Raw genomic sequence first — 17132 nt, 5'->3', positions numbered from 1 at the left:
ACCAGGCTCAGCCGAGCTTCGCGAAGCCGTAGTTCAGCAGCTTCGTCGCGTCCGACTTGCGGGTCGCCGCGTCGGTGGAGGCGAGGATCGTGCCGTAGACCGTCTTGCCGTTGCGGGTGGCGGCGAAGACCAGGCAGTACTTGGCCTCGGTGCCCGAGCCGGTCTTCACACCGGTCGCGCCGGTGTAGGAGCCGAGCAGCGGGTTGGTGTTCTTCCACGGGTCCATCGTGCGGACCGTGTTGTTCTTGGTGATGGTCTTCGCCGTGTACGACTTCGTCTTCACGATCGTGCGGAACGTGGAGTTCTTCATCGCGTTGGCGGCCAGTTTCGTCAGGTCGCGCGGCGTCGAGTAGTTGGCGCCGTGGCCGATGCCGTCGAACGAGTCGAAGTGCGTGTTGGTCAGGCCCAGGCTCTTGGCCTGCGCGTTCATCTTGCCGATGAACGACTTCACGCGTGCCGCGCGCGTCGAGCCCGTGCCGAACTTGTCGGCCAGGGCGTAGGCCGCGTCGCAGCCGGACGGCAGCATCAGGCCGTACAGCAGCTGGCGGACGGTCACCTTGTCGCCGACGATGAGCCTGGCGTTGGAGGCCCAGTTGTTGTCGACGATGTAGTCGCTGTACGCCTTCTGGATGGTGACCTTGGCGTCCAGGTTGAGGTTCGGCTGGGACAGCACCACCTTCGCGGTCATGATCTTGGTCGTGGAGCCGGTGGAGCGCTTGGTGTCCGCGGCCTTGGTGTAAAGCGTCTTGCCGTTCGCGGCGTTCATGACGAAGCCGCCCTTGGCGGCGATGGTGGGTGTGGCGACGGCCTGCGCTGGGGCCGCGCCGAACGCCCCGGCGGCGAGCAGGGCGCCGGTGGTCATGGTGACGGCGGCTGCTCTGCGGACACGGAAGACCTTGGTGCTGAGGCCCTTGTTGGCGGTGATCAAGTGAGATACCCCGATTACGTCGGATGCGCCTGTGGTGCGGCCGGGTTGACAGATCTGCCTGGTGCAGAGCTGGCGCAGAGAGGGGGGCCGCACCTGTGTGACTCGTGACTACCGCGAAGGGTTGTACGCGGGCCCGGAAAAGCCTGTGAGTCGGGGAGGGCGGCGGGCTGTACGTCCGGATGTTGGACGTTCCCCCTCATGGGTACGTGTTGTATCTATCCTGTCGGCATGACCATGGCCGTGAAGCAACCGCCCGCCGCCGACCGCGTGTACGCCCACGTCAAGAACGGTGTCCTGGACCGCCGCTACGAAGGCGGGACGCTGCTCACCGAGGGCGAGCTGGCCGAGGCGGTCGGGGTTTCGCGCACGCCGGTGCGTGAGGCGCTGCTGCGGCTGGAGGCCGAGGGGCTGATCAAGCTCTACCCGAAGAAGGGCGCCCTGGTGCTGCCGGTCTCCGCGCAGGAGATCGCCGATGTCGTCGAGACGCGCCTGCTGGTGGAGGAGCACGCCGCCCGCAAGGCCGTCCCCGCGCCGCCCGGACTCGTCGCCCGCCTGGAGCAACTGCTCGCCCAGCAGAAGGAACAGGCCGCCGCCGGGGACCTGGCCGCCGTCGCGGTCACCGACCGCTGCTTCCACGCCGAGATCGTCCGCAGCGGCGGCAACGACATCCTCTCCCGCCTCTACGACCAGCTCCGCGACCGCCAGCTGCGGATGGGCGTCGCCGTGATGCACTCCCATCCCGACCGCATCGCCAAGAACCTCGACGAACACGAGGAGATCCTGGACGCGCTGCGCTCCGGCGACGCCGAGGCGGCCGTCGCGGTCGTCCACCGGCACGTCGGCTGGTTCTCGCACCTGGCGCGGGGTGAGGTCCGATGAGCGCACCTGCCACAGCACTGCCGGGCGATCCGCCCGGCGGCCGCCGCGCGGTCGCCGTCTGGTCGATCGGCGTCGCCGTCTACTTCGTCGCCGTCATCTTCCGTACGTCGCTGGGGGTGGCCGGCCTCGACGCCGCCGACCGCTTCGACGTGGGTGCCTCCGCCCTGTCGACCTTCTCCATCCTCCAGCTGCTGGTCTACGCCGGGATGCAGATCCCCGTCGGCCTGCTCGTCGACCGGCTCGGCACCAAGAAGGTGCTGACCATCGGGGTCGTGCTGTTCACGGCCGGACAACTGGGCTTCGCGTACTCCCAGTCGTACGGCATGGCGCTCGCCTCGCGGGCGCTGCTGGGCTGCGGTGACGCGATGACGTTCATCAGCGTGCTGCGGCTCGGCACCCGCTGGTTCCCGGCCCGGCGCGGTCCGCTGATCGCGCAGCTCGCGGGGCTCGTCGGCATGGCGGGCAACCTGGTCTCCACGCTCGTCCTCGCCCGGCTGCTGCACGGCATCGGCTGGACGCAGGCGTTCGCGGGCAGCGCGCTCGCCGGAGTCGTCGTCCTCGTCCTGCTGCTGCTCTTCCTGAAGGACCACCCGGAGGGCCACGAACCGGAACCCGTCCCGCACCAGGGGGCGGCCTACGTGCGCCGGCAGATCGTCACGTCCTGGCGCGAGCCCGGTACCCGGCTCGGCCTGTGGGTGCACTTCACCACCCAGTTCCCGGCGATGGTGTTCCTGCTGCTGTGGGGTCTGCCGTTCCTGGTCGAGGCGCAGGGCCTGTCCCGCGCGGCGGCCGGTGAGCTGCTGACGCTGGTGGTGCTGTCGAACATGGCGATCGGACTGGTCTACGGCCAGATCGTCGCCCGGCACCACGGGGCGCGGCTGCCCCTCGCGCTGGGCACGGTCGGTGCGACGGCGCTGCTGTGGGCGGTGACCCTGGCCTGGCCGGGCGAGCGGGCGCCGATGTGGCTGCTGGTGGTGCTGTGCGCGGTGCTCGGGGCCTGCGGGCCCGCCTCCATGATCGGCTTCGACTTCGCCAGGCCGGCGAACCCGCCGGAGCGTCAGGGCACCGCCTCCGGAATCACCAACATGGGTGGTTTCATCGCCTCGATGACGACCCTGTTCGCGATCGGGGTGCTGCTGGACGCCACCGGGGACGACTACACCGTCGCCTTCTCCGCCGTCTTCGTGCTCCAGGCGCTCGGCATCAGCCAGATCCTGCGGCTGCGCGGCCGGGCGGCCCGCCGGGAACGGGAGCGGCTGGTGGCGAGCCGGGTGGAGACGGTGCACGTACCAGCGTGAGCCGGGCCCTCGCGCGCCGTCAGCGGACCACCGGCACGAGGGTGAGGTAGGCCAGGCCCAGCACACCCCGGTAGTGCAGCCACTGGGACCGGTGCCGGTCGACCTGCTCGCGGGTCGCGTCCGCCAGCGGATGCCCGGGGTGCCGGGCCAGCCACACCTCCACGTCCGCCTGGTACGCCGACTCGAACTCCTCCCACTCCTGGAGGGTCGCCGTCTCCACGTACTCCGGGCGGAACCCCGCCTCGATCGCGAGGTCGACCAGCGTGCCCAGGTCCGGGTGGTCGTCGGCCGAGGCGCCCGGCCACATCCCGGACAGCTCGGCGGCGGTCGGCGTCCGCTGCCAGAAGCCCTCGCCGAGCAGCACCCGCCCGTCGTCGGCGACCAGCTCGCGCAGGGCGCGCAGCGCCGTCGGCAGATGCCCCGGCGGCCGGACGTCGGTCAGCGCCTGACTGGACCCGACGCACAGCACCAGGTCGGCGGGCCCGCGCCGGGTGCCCACGGCGGACTCCTCGACGAACGCCGTCCGCTCGGCGAGGTTCCGGCTCGCCGCCGCGCGGCGGGCCCGGTCGAGGTCGCCGCGGTTGATGTCGACGCCGGTGCCGGTGGCGCCCGGGACGGCGGCGAGGACCCGCAGCAGCAGCTCGGCCCAGCCGCAGCCCAGGTCCAGCACGGTGGCGGGGGAGAGCGTGGACAACCGCCCCACGAGCGTGGCCGCGCGGGCCTCGGAGAGCGGGTTGTGGAAGGTCAGCCGGGTCAGCCGGGGCGGGCCAACCGCCTCGGGGACGGTCACGGTGTCACCGCGAAGTGGCGCAGGATCGCCGCGGTCAGATCCGGATCGCCCTCCAGCTTCACCCGGTCCGCGGCGGCCTCCGGGCTCACCCTGCCGCAGGCGAGCCGGACGTACGTCTCCCAGTCGAGGGTGAGGGTGGCGGCGGGGCCCAGCGCGGGCGCGGTCTCCAGGGTGCCGCGGCCCTGGATGTCGACGCGGATGGTGCGCAGGAACTCGACGGGCCCGTGCACGTCGAAGACGATCGCGGAGCTGCGCGGCGCCTCCGCCTTGACCGCGACCACGTCCGGCAGCGCCGCCAGCAGCACGTCACGGGCGACGTGGGCACCCGGCGAGTCCAGGTTGCCGGGGCGGCCGAGGGCGGTGCGCAGGTCCTGCTCGTGCACCCACACGTCGAACGCGTGCCGGCGCATCGACTCCTCCAGCGTCAGCTCCGCGCCGAGCGGGCCGCGCACCTTCGCCGAGGGGTCGCGGGACTCGTTGCGCAGCTGCCGGTTGCGGCGGATGACCGTGTACTCCAGCTCCGAGGTCATCTCCGGCGCCGTGTGGTGACGGCGCACGTCGACCTGCATCTCCATGTACCGCTGGTGTTCGTTGGTGACGTGGAACAGGTCGCGCGGCAGGGTGTGGATGGGCCGCGGATCGCCCAGCATCTCGCAGTCCAGGCCGATGACGTGGGACACGATGTCGCGCACCGACCAGCCCGGGCAGGGCGTACGCCGGTTCCAGTCGGCCTCCACAAGCGGCTGCACCAGCTCGGATATCGCTTCGATGGAGTGGGTCCAGGCGTCGGCGTAGGGCTGGAGGGTGGGATGCAGACTCACGGGAACAGGACCCCTCGGCGGTCGGTACACGGGCAGGTGGTGGCGGCGTTGCCAGTGGGAGGTGGCGGCTGCGGTCGACGGGTGTCTTGAACCGCTAAGTTACGCTGCTCCCAGGCACCCCGGCAGGCCTTTCGTGTGACGATCGTAGGCCTGAGTGGACGCCGGTGGGGACGCCCTAGTGGACGGCTCGAATGCCAGGACGGTGGTAGTGTGCGCGCCTCTCTGATCCAGATCGCCGTAGAAGAGGGCGAATCGGTCGACGCCCGTCGGCGCAGAGCCGCCTCCCTGGTGCGTGAACAGGCGGGCGCGGACCTCGTCGTCCTGCCCGAGCTGTGGACCACCGGCGCGTTCGCGTACGAGGACTTCGGCCGCGAGGCGGAGACCCTGCACGGACCGACCTTCGAGTCGATGGCCGAGGCGGCGAGCGACGCGGGTGTCTGGCTGCACGCCGGCTCCGTCCCCGAGCGCGATCCCGAGGGCACCCTCTACAACACGTCTCTCGTCATCTCCCCCTCCGGTGAGCTGGCCGCCGCCTACCGCAAGATCCACCGCTTCGGCTTCGACAAGGGCGAGGCCGTGCTGATGGGCGCGGGCGGCGAGCTGGTGACGGTCCGTCTTCCCGGGACGACACTGGGCGTCGCCACCTGCTACGACCTCCGTTTCCCCGAGCTGTTCCGCGGACTGGTGGACGCCGGGGCGGAGACACTGGTGATCCCGGCGGGCTGGCCGGAACGCCGCCGCTCCCACTGGACCCTCCTCGCCCAGGCCCGGGCGGTGGAGAACCAGGCGTACGTCCTCGCCTGCGGAACGGCCGGGACGCACGCGGGAGTTCCCCAGGCCGGTCACTCGATCGTGGTCGACCCCTGGGGCGAGGTCCTGGCGGAGGCGGGCCCCGGCGAGCAGGTCCTCACGGTGGAGTTCGACCCCGGCAAGGTCGCGGTGACACGGGATCAGTTCCCCGCGCTGAAGGACCGGGTTCTGGGGCTGGGGACACCCCGCCGCTGAGGCCGGCCGGCACGGCGGCGGTCAGTCCCCCCGGTCGTCGTCCCCCTGCTTCTCCGCCAGCTCGATCACACACACCGCCACCGCGATCAGCAGCGCCGGATCCACGTCCTCGCGGACCACGTCCACGCAGTACGTGTCGCGGAGGTGCAGCACGCGGCGCGAGATCACGGCGAGCAGCTCACCGTCGTACTCGACGGCGAACTCCCGGTCGAGGATCTTCCCGCTGACGTCGAGTTCCGTGCCGTCGACCAGCGTCACCCGATAGTGGTTGCGCAGCAGGGACAGCCGCTTGCGGCGGATCGTCGCCAGGGCTTCGCCGTCCCGCTCGATGAGCATGGTGTCGCGCAGCGCGAGCATCTTCTCGCGGATGTCGATCAGGACCCGTCCGTCGGGGTCCTTCAGCTCGAAGGTGTCCCGCAGCCGCAGGGCCTTGCCGTCGACGAGGAACTGCTTGGCGCCGTGCTCGTCCTCGATCCAGTAGTCGTCACCGAAGCCCAGGAGCCGGTCGCGTACGAGGTATCTCATGTCACCAGCGCTTCCCCGGCGGCCGTCCCGAAACGCCGTCGATAGGCCGAGGGGCTGAGCCCGGTCTCCCGGCGCAGCCGGACGCGCAGGTTGGCGGCGGTCCCGAGGCCGCTCCGCGCGGCCACGACGTCCAGCCGCTCCTCCCCGCGCTCGATCAGCCGGCACGCCAGCGCCACCCGCTCGCCCGTCAGCCAGGCGAGCGGTGTCGTGCCGAGCTGCGCGCGGAAGCGCCGGTGCAGGGTGGCCGGCGACACGGCCGCGCGGGCGGCGAGACCGGCCACCGTCAGCGGCTCCGCCAGCCGCTCCTGGGCCCACGCCAGCAGCGGTCCCAGCGACTCGTCGGGCACGTCCGGAACCGGGCGCTCCACGAACTGCCGCTGGCCGCCGTCGCGGTGGGCGGCGAAGACGAGGCGCCGGGACACGGCGTTGGCGATCTCGGCGCCATGGTCCCGTCGTACGAGATACAGCCCCAGGTCGAGCGCGGCCGCGCTGCCGGCGGCGGTCAGGACGTCGCCCTCGTCGACGAACAGCACGTCGGGCTCCAGCAGCACCTCGGGGTGCAGGTCGCGGAAGGCGTCCGCCCACATCCAGTGGGTGGTGGCCCGCCGCCCGTCCAGCAGACCGGCCTCGGCGAGCGCGAAGCTGCCGGTGCAGAAGCTGACGACGCGGGCGCCACGCGCGTGCGCGCGGCGGATGGCGTCCAGGACGGGCGCCGCGCGGGGGACGACGTTGTCCGGCCGGCCGGGGACGACGAGGGTGTCGGCGCCGTCCACCGCGTCGAGTCCGGGCACGCCGGTCATACGGAAGAAGCCGTGGTTCATCCGCACCTCGGGTGAGGGCGCGCACAGCGTCACCTCGTACAGCGGCCGCGGAAGCCCCAGCTCGGGCCGCGGCAGGCCGAACAGTTCGGTCGCGACACCCACCTCGAAGGGGTTCGTGCCCTCGTCGACGATCACGGCGACCCGATGTGGTTGAGAGGATCCTTGCGGCACATGCGATTCCTATCACTCGTGCCCGGGGCCCGCAGCCCCGCACGATGACCGCATGGAACCGATCTCGCTGACCACGGCCCTCGCGTCCTTCACGCAGCAGTGGAGCCCCCGCATCGTCACCTCCGTCAACGACTACGACGTCCGTGTCGCGAAGGTCGAGGGCGAGCACCTGTGGCACACGCACCACCACACCGACGAGTTCTTCCTCGTCCTGACCGGCGAACTCCACATCGGCCTGCGCGAACCGGCGGGCGAACGCACGGTCGTCCTGCCCAAGGGCTCCGTCTTCACCGTCCCCCGAGGCACCGAGCACAAGCCCTACGCCCCCGTCCCCACGGAGATCCTGCTCTTCGAACCCACCGGCACCCTGACGGTCGGCGACCGTCACGACCCGGTCCCGGAACACGTCGACGCGACGACGGGACACTCGCTGGCCTAGGGGACGTCTCGCCGATCATGCCGGGCTCGCGGCGGGCCGGAGCGTCAGTCGCCCACCTGGTGCTCCACGCGGTGGCGGATGTAGTCGTCCGGGTGGGACCGGGCCGTCGCCACCGCCGTGTCCACCAGGTCGTGCAACTCCGGTGGGTAGGCCGACTTGCGCAGCGGCAGGACGGGAAGGACGCAGCGCCGGACGTCCAGGTGCTCGTTGCCTACGAACTCGCGCAGAGCCGCCTCGTTCCACTCGGCCACCACGGCCGGGTCGGCGTCGGGCGGGGCCGGTCCGGCGGCCGGGTTCTCCGCCCGTACGCCGGGCATTCTCGGCGGCAGCGCCGACCAGTACCAGGCCCGCGCGGCCCCCGCCCGTTCGAGATCCGTGCCCGTCCGCAGGCAGGCCAGCAGGGCGGACTGGACGCGCACCCGGCCGAACGCGTTCAGCACCGGCTCCAGGAAGTGCCGGTTGAAGCTGGGGTCGGGGTCGTGGACCGCCGCCCGGAGCAGCACGTCGAAGGCCTCGTCGGAGAGGGTCGTGCCTCTCTGGCAGGCCTCACGCAGTGCCGTCCGGACGCGGCGCTCCCAGACCCGCCGGTCATCGGTTCCGGGGCCGGGAGCGACGCCGAGCCCGAGGACCCGGACGACGTCGGCCACGCACCGGGAGAACAGCTCCCGCCGGTCCTCCGTACGCCCCGGCAGGGCCATGAACTCCCGGGCGGGCCGCCCCGTCTCGTTCCCGTCCCCGGCCAACCGCCGCTCCCCCCGTTGGTGTCGCTCGTCGTGTTCCGCTACACGCCGTACCCGTCGCTGTAGCCGTCCCGCCGGTGATGGTGGTGGTGGGGCTCCTCGTCGACGACGGGTGTCGTCGGTGGCACCACCACCCGCCGGCGCCGCGCGATGCTGCTGAACGTCGTCACACCGATCAGTCCGACGATCATCAGGATGATGCCGACCAGGTCGAGGTTGACCCCCTCCATGTCCCAGTCGGTCGCGAACGTGAGGATGGCTCCCACGGCGATGAGGATGATGCACCCGCCGAGGCCCATGAGTTGTCGCCTCCTGTCCGGTCCGGTGTTTCCGGTGCTTCCGGTCGACGACGGGTACCCCGGTGGGCGGCGTCCACGCCGGGTCATCCCTCCAGGAACGCCACCAGCGCGTTCGCCAGCAGATACGGGTCCTTCGCCCCGCACAGCTCGCGCGCGCTGTGCATCGACAGGATGGCCACGCCGATGTCGACGGTCCGGATGCCGTGCCGGGCGGCGGTGATCGGGCCGATCGTCGTGCCGCACGGCATGGAGTTGTTGGAGACGAACGACTGGAAGGGCACGCCCGCCTTCTCGCAGGCGGCGGCGAACACCGCGCGGCCCGAACCGTCCGTGGCGTAGCGGTTGTTGACGTTCACCTTCAGGAGCGGTCCGCCGTCGATCCGCGGGTGGTGCGTCGGGTCGTGCCGTTCCGCGTAGTTGGGGTGGACGGCGTGGCCGGTGTCGGAGGACAGGCAGACCGTGCCGGCGAAGGCGCGCGCCCGGTCCTCGAACGATCCGCCGCGCGCGAACACCGAGCGCTCCAGGACGTTGCCGAGCAGCGGCCCGTCGGCGCCGGTGTCCGACTGGGAGCCGTTCTCCTCGTGGTCGAAGGCGGCCAGCACCGGGATGCAGGGCAGGTCGGCGGCACCGGGGCCGGTCGCCGCTGCGACGAGCGCCGCCGTGCCCGCGTGCACCGACAGCAGGTTGTCCATGCGGGGGCCCGCGACCAGCTCCTGGTCCCGGCCGAGGTACGCCGGCGCCTCCACGGAGTGGGTCATCAGGTCCCAGCCGGTCACCTCGCCCTTGGGCAGTCCGGCGGCCTCCTCGAGGAAGGCGATCAGGTCGCCGTCGCGGACGTCGTCACCGAGCCCCCAGACGGGCTGCATGTGGCGCTGCTTGTCGAGCTTCAGGCCGTCGGCGGAGACCGCGCGGTCCAGGTGGATCGCCAGCTGGGGGACGCGCAGCAGCGGGCGGTCGACGTTCACCAGGCGGGTCGAGCCGTCCCGCAGGGTGAGCCGGCCGGCCAGGCCCAGGTCGCGGTCGAGCCAGGAGTTCATCAGCGGGCCGCCGTAGATCTCCACGGCCACCTGGCGCCAGCCGTGCGCGCCGCTGTCGGGCAGCGGCTTGACGCGCAGGTTGGGGGAGTCGGTGTGGGCGCCGACGATGCGGAACGGCGTGTGGGGGGCGGCGCCCTCGGGGACGTACCAGGCGACGATCGCGCCACCGCGCAGCACGTACTTGCCGCCACTCGTCCCGTCCCAGGCGTCCGTCTCCGCGACCTGCCTGAAGCCTGCCTTCTCCAGCCGCTCGGCGGTGTTCGCCACCGCGTGGTACGGCGACGGGCTGGCCGCCAGGAAGGACATCAGGTCGTCTGTGTGGCCGCGGTCGAAGCGGGGGGGTTCGCTCATGGGGTTCACCTTAACGACGGACGAAAGCCCGCTCCCGGTGAAGGGAGCGGGCTGACGTGAGGACGGTGTGGAGTTCCGCGAGGCTTTCGGGGGGTGCCCCTCAGGGGTGCCTCAGAAGGCGGCCTCGTCCAGCTCCATCAGGTCCAGGTCGACGCCCTGGGCGACCTTGCGGGCCAGGGTCACGCCGGGCAGGACGCTGGCCGCGAAGAACTTCGCCGCGGCGATCTTGCCGGTGTAGAACGCCTGGTCCTTGGCGGGGGCCGACTCCAGCTTCTCGGCGGCGACGGCGGCACCCTTGAGCAGCAGGTAGCCGACGATGACGTCACCGGAGGCCATCAGCAGGCGGGTGGTGTTCAGACCCACCTTGTAGATGTTCTTGACGTCCTTCTCGGTGGCCGCGAGGTCGGTCAGCATCAGACCGACGATCGCCTCCAGCTCGACGGCCGCCTTCGCCAGGTGCTCGCGGGCGCCGGACAGGGCCTCGCCGCCCGTGCCGAGGGCGAGGAACTTCTTGATGTCCTCGGCGAGGGAGTTCAGCGCGGCGCCCTGGTTGCGGACGATCTTCCGGAAGAAGAAGTCCTGGCCCTGGATGGCCGTGGTGCCCTCGTACAGGGTGTCGATCTTGGAGTCGCGGATGTACTGCTCGATCGGGTACTCCTGCAGGAAGCCGGAGCCGCCGAAGGTCTGCAGCGACTGGGCGAGCTGCTCGTAGCCCTTCTCGGAGCCGTAGCCCTTCACGATCGGCAGGAGCAGGTCGTTCAGCGCGTGCTCGGCGGAGGCGTCCTCGCCGTTCGCCTCCTTGACGGCGATGGCGTCCTGCACGGAGGCCGTGTAGAGGACGAGCGCGCGCATGCCCTCCGCGTACGCCTTCTGCGTCATCAGCGAGCGGCGCACGTCCGGGTGGTGGGTGATGGTGACCTTCGGCGCGGCCTTGTCCATGAAGTTGGCCAGGTCCGGGCCCTGGACGCGCTCCTTGGCGTACTCCAGCGCGTTCAGGTAGCCGGTGGACAGCGTGGAGATCGCCTTCGTGCCGACCATCATGCGGGCGAACTCGATGATGCGGAACATCTGGCGGATGCCGTCGTGCTTGTCGCCGATCAGCCAGCCCTTGGCGGGGTGGCGGTCGCCGAACGTCATCTCGCAGGTGTTGGAGGCCTTCAGGCCCATCTTGTGCTCGACGTTGGTGGCGTAGACGCCGTTGCGCTCGCCCAGCTCGCCGGTCTCGAAGTCGAAGAGGTACTTCGGGACGAGGAAGAGGGACAGGCCCTTGGTGCCGGGGCCGGCGCCCTCGGGGCGGGCGAGGACGTAGTGGAGGATGTTCTCCGACATGTCGTGCTCACCGGACGTGATGAAGCGCTTCACGCCCTCGATGTGCCAGGAGCCGTCCTCCTGCTGCACGGCCTTGGTGCGGCCGGCGCCGACGTCGGAGCCCGCGTCGGGCTCGGTGAGGACCATGGTGGATCCCCACTGCTTCTCGACGGCGATCTGCGCGATCTGCTTCTGGACCTCGTTGCCCTCGTCGAAGAGGATGCCGGCGAACGCCGGGCCGGAGGAGTACATCCACACGGCCGGGTTCGAGCCGAGGATCAGCTCCGCGTACGCCCAGATGAGCGACGGCGGGGCGGTCGTGCCGCCGATGGCCTCGGGCAGGCCCAGGCGCCAGTACTCGGAGTCCATGAAGGCCTGGTAGCTCTTCTTGAAGGACTCCGGGACCGGCGCGGTGTTCGTCTCCGGGTCGAAGACCGGCGGGTTGCGGTCGGCGTCCGTGAAGGACGCGGCCAGCTCGTTCTCCGCGAGGCGCGTCAGCTCCTCGAGGACGCTCTTCGCGGTGTCGGTGTCCATCTCCTCGAACGGGCCGGTGCCGTACAGCTTGTCGCGCCCGAGTACTTCGAAGAGGTTGAACTCGATGTCGCGGAGATTCGACTTGTAGTGCCCCATGGCGACGGCTCCGTAGAGAGAGATCGGCGAGGCACTGGCTCCTCGCACCTAATTCACGTACCAACAAGTAGCTACGATGATGCTACCCGTCAGTAATAAGACGCAACCCCGAACCGGCCATCTGTGACTCAGCCCTCTGCGGCGGTCGATACCCTTACCCGCATGTACGGCTACGACCAGAGCGCCGGAGCGCAGCAGCAGTACGCCCCGCCGCAGCAGCAGATGCCCGGCGCGGGGGGCTACGGCCAGCAGTCGCCGCTGTACCCGGAGCCGTCCCCGCCCTCCCTCGCCGACGCGGTCCGCTCCTTCACCACCGGGCAGCTGACCGCGGAGGACTTCCAGCAGATCTTCGCCACGTCCAAGGTCTACTGCCCCCGCGGCGACACCCCCGGCTTCCTCGCCCTTCACAACACCCAGCAGCCGGTGATCCCCATGTTCACCTCGCTGAAGGAACTGCGCCGCTACGCGGGCAAGGAGTCCAAGTACTTCGTCATCACCGGCGCGGAAGTGATCGACCTCCTCCCCACCGGCTACGGCTTCGTCCTCGACATGGAGGGCGAACACCGGATCGTCTTCGACGCGAAGGCCGTGGAGGAGATGGTGGAGTTCGCGATGCGGCGGATGTACGGGGGCTAGGCACGGCGAAGGCCCGAAGCCGCAACGGGAACTTGCGGCTTCGGGCCTTGTCGTGCCTTACCGGCCTTCTCAGGCCTGCGGGCCCTCCGCCGTCATTCCGTGGACCGCGGGGATCGTTCCCAGGCGGCCCTTCTGGAAGTCCTCGAACGCCTGCATGAGTTCGTCCTTGGTGTTCATGACGAACGGGCCGTAGTGGGCCATGGGCTCGCGGATCGGCTGTCCGCCCAGCAGTACGACCTCCAGGTCCGGTGTGTGCGAGTCCTGCTTCTCGTCGGCGCGGACGGTGAGGGAGGAGCCCGTGCCGAAGACCGCCGTCTGGCCCGAGTGGATCGGGCGGTGTTCGGCGCCGACCGCGCCCTTGCCCGCCAGGACGTACGCGAGGCCGTTGAAGTCCTCCCGCCACGGGAGGGTGATCTCCGCGCCCGGCGCGAGCGTCGCGTGGATCATCGTGATCGGGGTGTGGGTGATGCCGGGGCCCGCGTGGCCGTCGAGTTCTCCGGCGATGACGCGCAGGAGCGCGCCGCCGTCGGGGGAGGTGAGCAGCTGGACGTTCCCGGCGCGGATGTCCTGGTAGCGCGGGGCCATCATCTTGTCCTTGGCGGGGAGGTTCACCCACAGCTGGAGGCCGTGGAAGAGACCGCCGGACACGACCAGGTGCTCCGGCGGGGCCTCGATGTGGAGGAGGCCCGAGCCCGCCGTCATCCACTGGGTGTCGCCGTTGGTGATGGTGCCGCCGCCGCCTTGGCTGTCCTGGTGGTCGAAGATGCCGTCGATGATGTAGGTGACGGTCTCGAAGCCGCGGTGGGGGTGCCAGGGGGTGCCCTTGGGCTCGCCCGGCGCGTACTCCACCTCGCCCATCTGGTCCATCATGATGAACGGGTCGAGATGGCGGTAGTTGATGCCGGCGAACGCCCGGCGCACCGGGAAGCCTTCGCCCTCGAAACCGCTGGGCGCGGTGGTGACGGTGAGCACGGGACGTGCCACGGCGTCTGCGGGTGCGGTTACGCGGGGCAGCGTCAACGGGTTCTCGACGGTCACTGCGGGCATGGTCGTTACCTCCTCGGGCGACGTGCGTCCTACTTTAGTTGAGCGTTGAACTTTCTGCCACCTCCAACAGCGGACGCCGGGCGCGCATTCCCCCGGCCGGCCGTCCGCGCGGGACAGCCCGGCGTGGTCGTGATCCGCTGGTAGACGTGCACCTCCTCCCCGACCCCGTGCGCCGGCTCGCCGCCTGGTGCGCCGTCGTCCTGCTCGTCGCCGGCGTGGGCTACATCGGGGTCCGGCTGTGTGTGGAGTTCCGTACGGCCGTCGTGCCGGTGCTGCTCGCCCTGCTCGGGACGGCGCTGCTGGGACCGTTCCACCGGCGGCTGGTCAAGGCGCGGGTCAACCGTTCCGTGGCGGCCGGGCTCACCTGCGTCGCGGTCGTCGCCGTGGTCGGCGGGGCCGTCTACATCGTCGTCGCCGCCCTCATCGACAGCGGCGACCAGATCGTCCGCTCGCTCAGGCAGGCGGCACGCGGGATCGCCGAGCACTTCGGGGCGGCCGGGACCTCGCTGGACGACCTCGCGTCGAACGCGCGGGAACTGCTCGGCAAGTTCGGCGGTACGGCGGCCTCCGGAGTGATCAGCGGGGTGAGCGTGGTGGGCGAGAGCATCGCCATGGCCGTGCTGGCGCTGCTGCTGGTCTTCTTCTTCCTGCGCGACTCCCACCTCGCCGTCGGCACCCTGCGCTCCCTCTCCCCGCACACCACCGCCGACACCCTGGAGGCCATGGCGCGGCGCGCCTACCAGGCCGTCGAGGGGTTCATGCGCGGGACCACGCTGATCGCGCTCATCGACGCGCTGTGCATCACCGTCGGACTGCTGGTGCTGCGGGTGCCGGGAGCCGCCGGGCTCGGCGCGCTCGTCTTCGTCGGCGCGTACATCCCCTACCTCGGCGCCTTCCTCTCCGGCGCCGTCGCCGTGCTCGTCGCGCTCGCCGACCGGGGGTTCGTGATCGCGCTGTGGGCGCTGGGGGTGGTGCTCGCCGTGCAGGTGCTGGAGGGGCATGTGCTCCAGCCGCTGGTCCAGAGCCGTACCGTGCAGATGCATCCGGCGGTGGTGATGCTCACGATCACCGCCGGCGCGTCCGTCGCCGGGATCCTGGGGATGCTGCTCGCCGTACCGTTGACCGCCGCCGCCTTCGGTGTCGTCCACGAGCTGCGCGCCCGTTACGCCACCTCCGCCTCGGCGCCCTCGACGCCCTCGTCGGACTCGTAGATCTCGAACCAGATGCTCTTGCCCTCGCCGCGCGGGTCGACCCCCCACTCGTGCGCCAGCAGCTCGATGAGCATCAGCCCGCGCCCGGAGGAGGCCAGCTCCCCGGGCCTGCGCTTGTGCGGCAGGTCGTCGCTGACGTCGGTGACCTCCACCCGCATCCGCCGGCCGCCACCCGTGCCGGTCACCTCCGCGACCAGCAGCGCGTCGGTGTCGGTGTGCACGAGGACGTTGGTCAGCATCTCGGACAGCAGCAGGACCGCCGAGTCGACCTGGTCGTCGGACGCCCAGTCGTGGAGCAGCTCCCGCAGATGCTGCCGCGCCACCGCGATCCGCTCCGGTTCGGCCTGGGCGACGGTCAGCATGGTGCGCCGTACGGGCGGCCGCGCGGTGGCCGCGCCGTTCCCGTCGGCGGAGCCGCAGCCGAAGCCCGCGCCCTTGCGGCACAGCAGCAGGACGGCGATGTCGTCCTCGCGGCGGTCGGCGAGCGGGCCGGTGGTGTGGTGCGAGGAGGGGCCGTGCACCGCCTGGACCAGGGAGTCGGCGAGGGCTTCGAGATCGCCGTCGTGCTGCTCCAGGATGGCGCGGACGCGTTTCCAGCCGCTCTCCAGGTCGTGGCCGCCGGTCTCGATGAGGCCGTCGGTGCAGATGAGCATGGTCTCGCCGGGCTCCAGGGCGAGCCGGGTGGTGGGGTAGTCGGCGTCCGGGTCGATGCCGAGGGGCAGTCCGCCGGCGGTGGGCCGCGTCAGCACGGTGCCGTCGGCCATCCGGACGGCGGGGTCGGGGTGCCCGGCGCGGGCGATGTCCAGCACGCCGGACAGCGGGTCGACCTCGACGTACAGGCAGGTCGCGAAGCGCAGGTCGCCGGGGTCGTCGGCGGCGGAGCACATGCCGTGCAGGAAGCGGGAGGCCCGGGAGAGGACGGCGTCGGGCCGGTGGCCCTCGGAGGCGTAGGCGCGCAGGGCTATCCGGAGCTGGCCCATCAGGCCGGCCGCGCGCACGTCGTGGCCCTGGACGTCGCCGATGACCAGCGCGAACCGCCCGGACGGCAGCGGGATCAGGTCGTACCAGTCGCCGCCGACCTGGAGTCCGCCACCGGTCGGCACATAGCGGGCGGCCACGTTCATGCCGGGTATCTCGGGGCCGAGCGTGGGCAGCATGGAGCGCTGCAGCCCGTCGGTGAGCTCCCGCTCGCTCTCGGCGGTGCCGGCCCGGGAGAGCGCCTGGGCGAGCATCCGGGCGACGGTGGTGAGGACCGACCGCTCGTCGGGCGTGAACCGCACGGGATACGTGAAGGCGGCCATCCAGGCGCCCATCGTGCGCCCCGCGACGGTCAGCGGCAGGAACGCCCACGACCGGCGGTCGAACTGCTGGGCGAGCGGCCAGGTGAGCGGATAGCGGCTCTTGTACTGCTCGGGCGAGGACAGGTACACCGCGCGGCCGGTGCGCACCACCTCCGCCGCCGGATAGTCGGTGTCCAGCGCCATGTGCGTGAAGGGGCCCTCGTCGCCGGGCCGCTGCCCGTGGTGGCCGATGATCGTCAGCTGGTCGCCCTCCACGCCGAAGACGGCCAGCCCGTCCGGTGAGAACCCCGGCATCGACAGTCCCGCCGCGACCCGCAGCACCTCGGCCGTGGACCGTGCCTCGGCCAGCGCCCGGCCCGCGTCCAGCAGGAACGCCTCCCGGGAGCGCCGCCAGTCGCCGGTGACCGCGTTGCGGCCGGCGGGGGTGCCCGGCGAGGGCTCGGTGACCTCCTGGAGGGTGCCGATCATGACGTACGCCCGGCGGTCCGCGTCGAAGCTCGGCTTCGAGCGGCTTCGGACGGTGCGCACCACGTGCCCCCGCTCGTCCATGATCCGCACCCGCACCTCGGCGAGCGTGCCCTCGGCGGTGGCCAGGCCGACCACGCTGACGATCTCGTTCCAGTCGACGGGGTGCAGCCGGGACCGGGCCTGGGCCTCCGTGAGCGTCGTCGGCTCGTCGGGCAGCCCGAGGAGCCGGGCGGCCTCGCCGTCCACTCTGACCAGCTTCGTGGCCGTGTCCCAGTGCCACAGGCCGGTCGCGAGGGCGGCGAGAACCTGCCCCACGGCGGGTAGGGGCTCACCAGTACGCATTGCCCCACTTTAAGAAGGTGCCGTGGGACGCTGCCACCGAAGGGGGACGCCGGTAATGGGGCCGGACGATCCGGGAGCGGCCGGT

17 protein-coding genes are annotated in these 17132 nt (G+C 71.3%); 6 read left to right on the top strand and 11 right to left on the bottom strand.

What is annotated here, in order from left to right; all coding sequences use genetic code 11:
* Positions 1-7: 7 nt before the first annotated feature.
* Entirely contained in the window at positions 8-928 is a 921-nt protein-coding gene (locus ACSU6L_RS18170; RefSeq protein ID WP_437058111.1) for a D-alanyl-D-alanine carboxypeptidase family protein, read from the bottom strand.
* A 228-nt stretch (positions 929-1156) separates the two neighbouring features.
* Between ACSU6L_RS18170 and ACSU6L_RS18165 the strand changes: the two genes are divergently transcribed.
* Positions 1157-1807 (top strand): GntR family transcriptional regulator, encoded by a 651-nt coding sequence (locus tag ACSU6L_RS18165; protein ID WP_365508627.1) that lies wholly within the window; start codon positions 1157-1159, stop codon positions 1805-1807.
* Positions 1804-3105 (top strand): MFS transporter, encoded by a 1302-nt coding sequence (locus ACSU6L_RS18160; RefSeq protein WP_437058109.1) that lies wholly within the window; start codon positions 1804-1806, stop codon positions 3103-3105. Before ACSU6L_RS18165 ends, ACSU6L_RS18160 begins: the two co-directional genes overlap by 4 nt.
* Before the next feature lie 19 nt (positions 3106-3124).
* On the opposite strand, the gene ACSU6L_RS18155 is transcribed toward ACSU6L_RS18160, so the two are convergent.
* Both ACSU6L_RS18155 and ACSU6L_RS18150 read right to left on the bottom strand, forming a co-directional pair.
* A complete protein-coding gene (locus ACSU6L_RS18155) occupies positions 3125-3895 on the bottom strand; it encodes an SAM-dependent methyltransferase (protein ID WP_437058107.1) in 771 nt (256 codons plus the stop codon).
* On the bottom strand, positions 3892-4716 hold the full coding sequence (locus ACSU6L_RS18150) for a maleylpyruvate isomerase family mycothiol-dependent enzyme (protein ID WP_437058105.1): 825 nt from the start codon (positions 4714-4716) through the stop codon (positions 3892-3894). The genes ACSU6L_RS18155 and ACSU6L_RS18150 overlap by 4 nt, the downstream gene beginning before the upstream one ends.
* Before the next feature lie 210 nt (positions 4717-4926).
* Between ACSU6L_RS18150 and ACSU6L_RS18145 the strand changes: the two genes are divergently transcribed.
* Positions 4927-5721, top strand: a complete 795-nt coding sequence (locus ACSU6L_RS18145; protein ID WP_437058103.1) for a carbon-nitrogen family hydrolase — start codon at positions 4927-4929, stop codon at positions 5719-5721.
* A gap of 21 nt (positions 5722-5742) precedes the next feature.
* Here the strand turns inward: ACSU6L_RS18145 and ACSU6L_RS18140 are convergent, their stop codons facing one another.
* On the bottom strand, positions 5743-6246 hold the full coding sequence (locus ACSU6L_RS18140) for an LURP-one-related/scramblase family protein (protein WP_437058101.1): 504 nt from the start codon (positions 6244-6246) through the stop codon (positions 5743-5745).
* Positions 6243-7238: a GlxA family transcriptional regulator gene (locus ACSU6L_RS18135; RefSeq protein ID WP_437058099.1), complete on the bottom strand. Its 996-nt coding sequence runs from the start codon at positions 7236-7238 to the stop codon at positions 6243-6245. The genes ACSU6L_RS18140 and ACSU6L_RS18135 overlap by 4 nt, the downstream gene beginning before the upstream one ends.
* Before the next feature lie 52 nt (positions 7239-7290).
* On the opposite strand from ACSU6L_RS18135, the gene ACSU6L_RS18130 reads away from it, so the two are divergent.
* A complete protein-coding gene (locus tag ACSU6L_RS18130; protein ID WP_437058097.1) occupies positions 7291-7677 on the top strand; it encodes a cupin domain-containing protein in 387 nt (128 codons plus the stop codon).
* A 44-nt stretch (positions 7678-7721) separates the two neighbouring features.
* Here ACSU6L_RS18130 and ACSU6L_RS18125 read toward each other — a convergent pair whose 3' ends face one another.
* The 4 genes from ACSU6L_RS18125 to ACSU6L_RS18110 form a co-directional block, all read right to left on the bottom strand.
* The gene (locus tag ACSU6L_RS18125; protein WP_437058095.1) at positions 7722-8420 is read right to left on the bottom strand and encodes a hypothetical protein; all 699 of its coding nucleotides are present in this window, start codon (positions 8418-8420) and stop codon (positions 7722-7724) included.
* 38 nt (positions 8421-8458) lie between these two features.
* The gene (locus tag ACSU6L_RS18120; protein ID WP_073944863.1) at positions 8459-8716 is read right to left on the bottom strand and encodes a DUF6458 family protein; all 258 of its coding nucleotides are present in this window, start codon (positions 8714-8716) and stop codon (positions 8459-8461) included.
* 83 nt (positions 8717-8799) lie between these two features.
* Positions 8800-10104, bottom strand: coding sequence for a M18 family aminopeptidase (locus ACSU6L_RS18115; protein WP_437058093.1), 1305 nt, complete (start codon positions 10102-10104; stop codon positions 8800-8802).
* 111 nt (positions 10105-10215) lie between these two features.
* On the bottom strand, positions 10216-12042 hold the full coding sequence (locus ACSU6L_RS18110; RefSeq protein ID WP_437058091.1) for an acyl-CoA dehydrogenase: 1827 nt from the start codon (positions 12040-12042) through the stop codon (positions 10216-10218).
* Positions 12043-12204: 162 nt separating this feature from the next.
* On the opposite strand from ACSU6L_RS18110, the gene ACSU6L_RS18105 reads away from it, so the two are divergent.
* Positions 12205-12678, top strand: coding sequence for an SseB family protein (locus ACSU6L_RS18105; RefSeq protein ID WP_437058089.1), 474 nt, complete (start codon positions 12205-12207; stop codon positions 12676-12678).
* Positions 12679-12747: 69 nt separating this feature from the next.
* Here the strand turns inward: ACSU6L_RS18105 and ACSU6L_RS18100 are convergent, their stop codons facing one another.
* Positions 12748-13725 carry a pirin family protein gene (locus ACSU6L_RS18100; RefSeq protein ID WP_437058087.1) on the bottom strand — a complete coding sequence of 326 codons (978 nt, stop codon included), beginning with the start codon at positions 13723-13725 and terminating at the stop codon, positions 12748-12750.
* A 146-nt stretch (positions 13726-13871) separates the two neighbouring features.
* Here ACSU6L_RS18100 and ACSU6L_RS18095 point away from each other — a divergent pair, with 146 nt between their 5' ends.
* Positions 13872-14936 carry an AI-2E family transporter gene (locus ACSU6L_RS18095; RefSeq protein ID WP_437058085.1) on the top strand — a complete coding sequence of 355 codons (1065 nt, stop codon included), beginning with the start codon at positions 13872-13874 and terminating at the stop codon, positions 14934-14936.
* Here the strand turns inward: ACSU6L_RS18095 and ACSU6L_RS18090 are convergent.
* Entirely contained in the window at positions 14888-17047 is a 2160-nt protein-coding gene (locus tag ACSU6L_RS18090) for a SpoIIE family protein phosphatase (protein ID WP_437058083.1), read from the bottom strand. The genes ACSU6L_RS18095 and ACSU6L_RS18090 overlap by 49 nt on opposite strands.
* Positions 17048-17132: the final 85 nt, after the last annotated feature.

Origin of the sequence: Streptomyces sp. enrichment culture, from assembly GCF_964272855.1 — a bacterium.
Lineage (GTDB): Bacteria > Actinomycetota > Actinomycetes > Streptomycetales > Streptomycetaceae > Streptomyces.
This window is presented reverse-complemented; position numbering and strand designations above follow the sequence as displayed.

Coding starts and splice junctions, on each gene's coding strand:
- ACSU6L_RS18165 (WP_365508627.1), top strand. CDS start 1,157: ATGACCATGGCCGTGAAGCAACCGCCCGCCGCCGACCGCGTGTACGCC.
- ACSU6L_RS18160 (WP_437058109.1), top strand. CDS start 1,804: ATGAGCGCACCTGCCACAGCACTGCCGGGCGATCCGCCCGGCGGCCGC.
- ACSU6L_RS18140 (WP_437058101.1), bottom strand. CDS start 6,246: ATGAGATACCTCGTACGCGACCGGCTCCTGGGCTTCGGTGACGACTAC.
- ACSU6L_RS18130 (WP_437058097.1), top strand. CDS start 7,291: ATGGAACCGATCTCGCTGACCACGGCCCTCGCGTCCTTCACGCAGCAG.
- ACSU6L_RS18120 (WP_073944863.1), bottom strand. CDS start 8,716: ATGGGCCTCGGCGGGTGCATCATCCTCATCGCCGTGGGAGCCATCCTC.
- ACSU6L_RS18115 (WP_437058093.1), bottom strand. CDS start 10,104: ATGAGCGAACCCCCCCGCTTCGACCGCGGCCACACAGACGACCTGATG.
- ACSU6L_RS18110 (WP_437058091.1), bottom strand. CDS start 12,042: ATGGGGCACTACAAGTCGAATCTCCGCGACATCGAGTTCAACCTCTTC.
- ACSU6L_RS18105 (WP_437058089.1), top strand. CDS start 12,205: ATGTACGGCTACGACCAGAGCGCCGGAGCGCAGCAGCAGTACGCCCCG.
- ACSU6L_RS18100 (WP_437058087.1), bottom strand. CDS start 13,725: ATGCCCGCAGTGACCGTCGAGAACCCGTTGACGCTGCCCCGCGTAACC.
- ACSU6L_RS18090 (WP_437058083.1), bottom strand. CDS start 17,047: ATGCGTACTGGTGAGCCCCTACCCGCCGTGGGGCAGGTTCTCGCCGCC.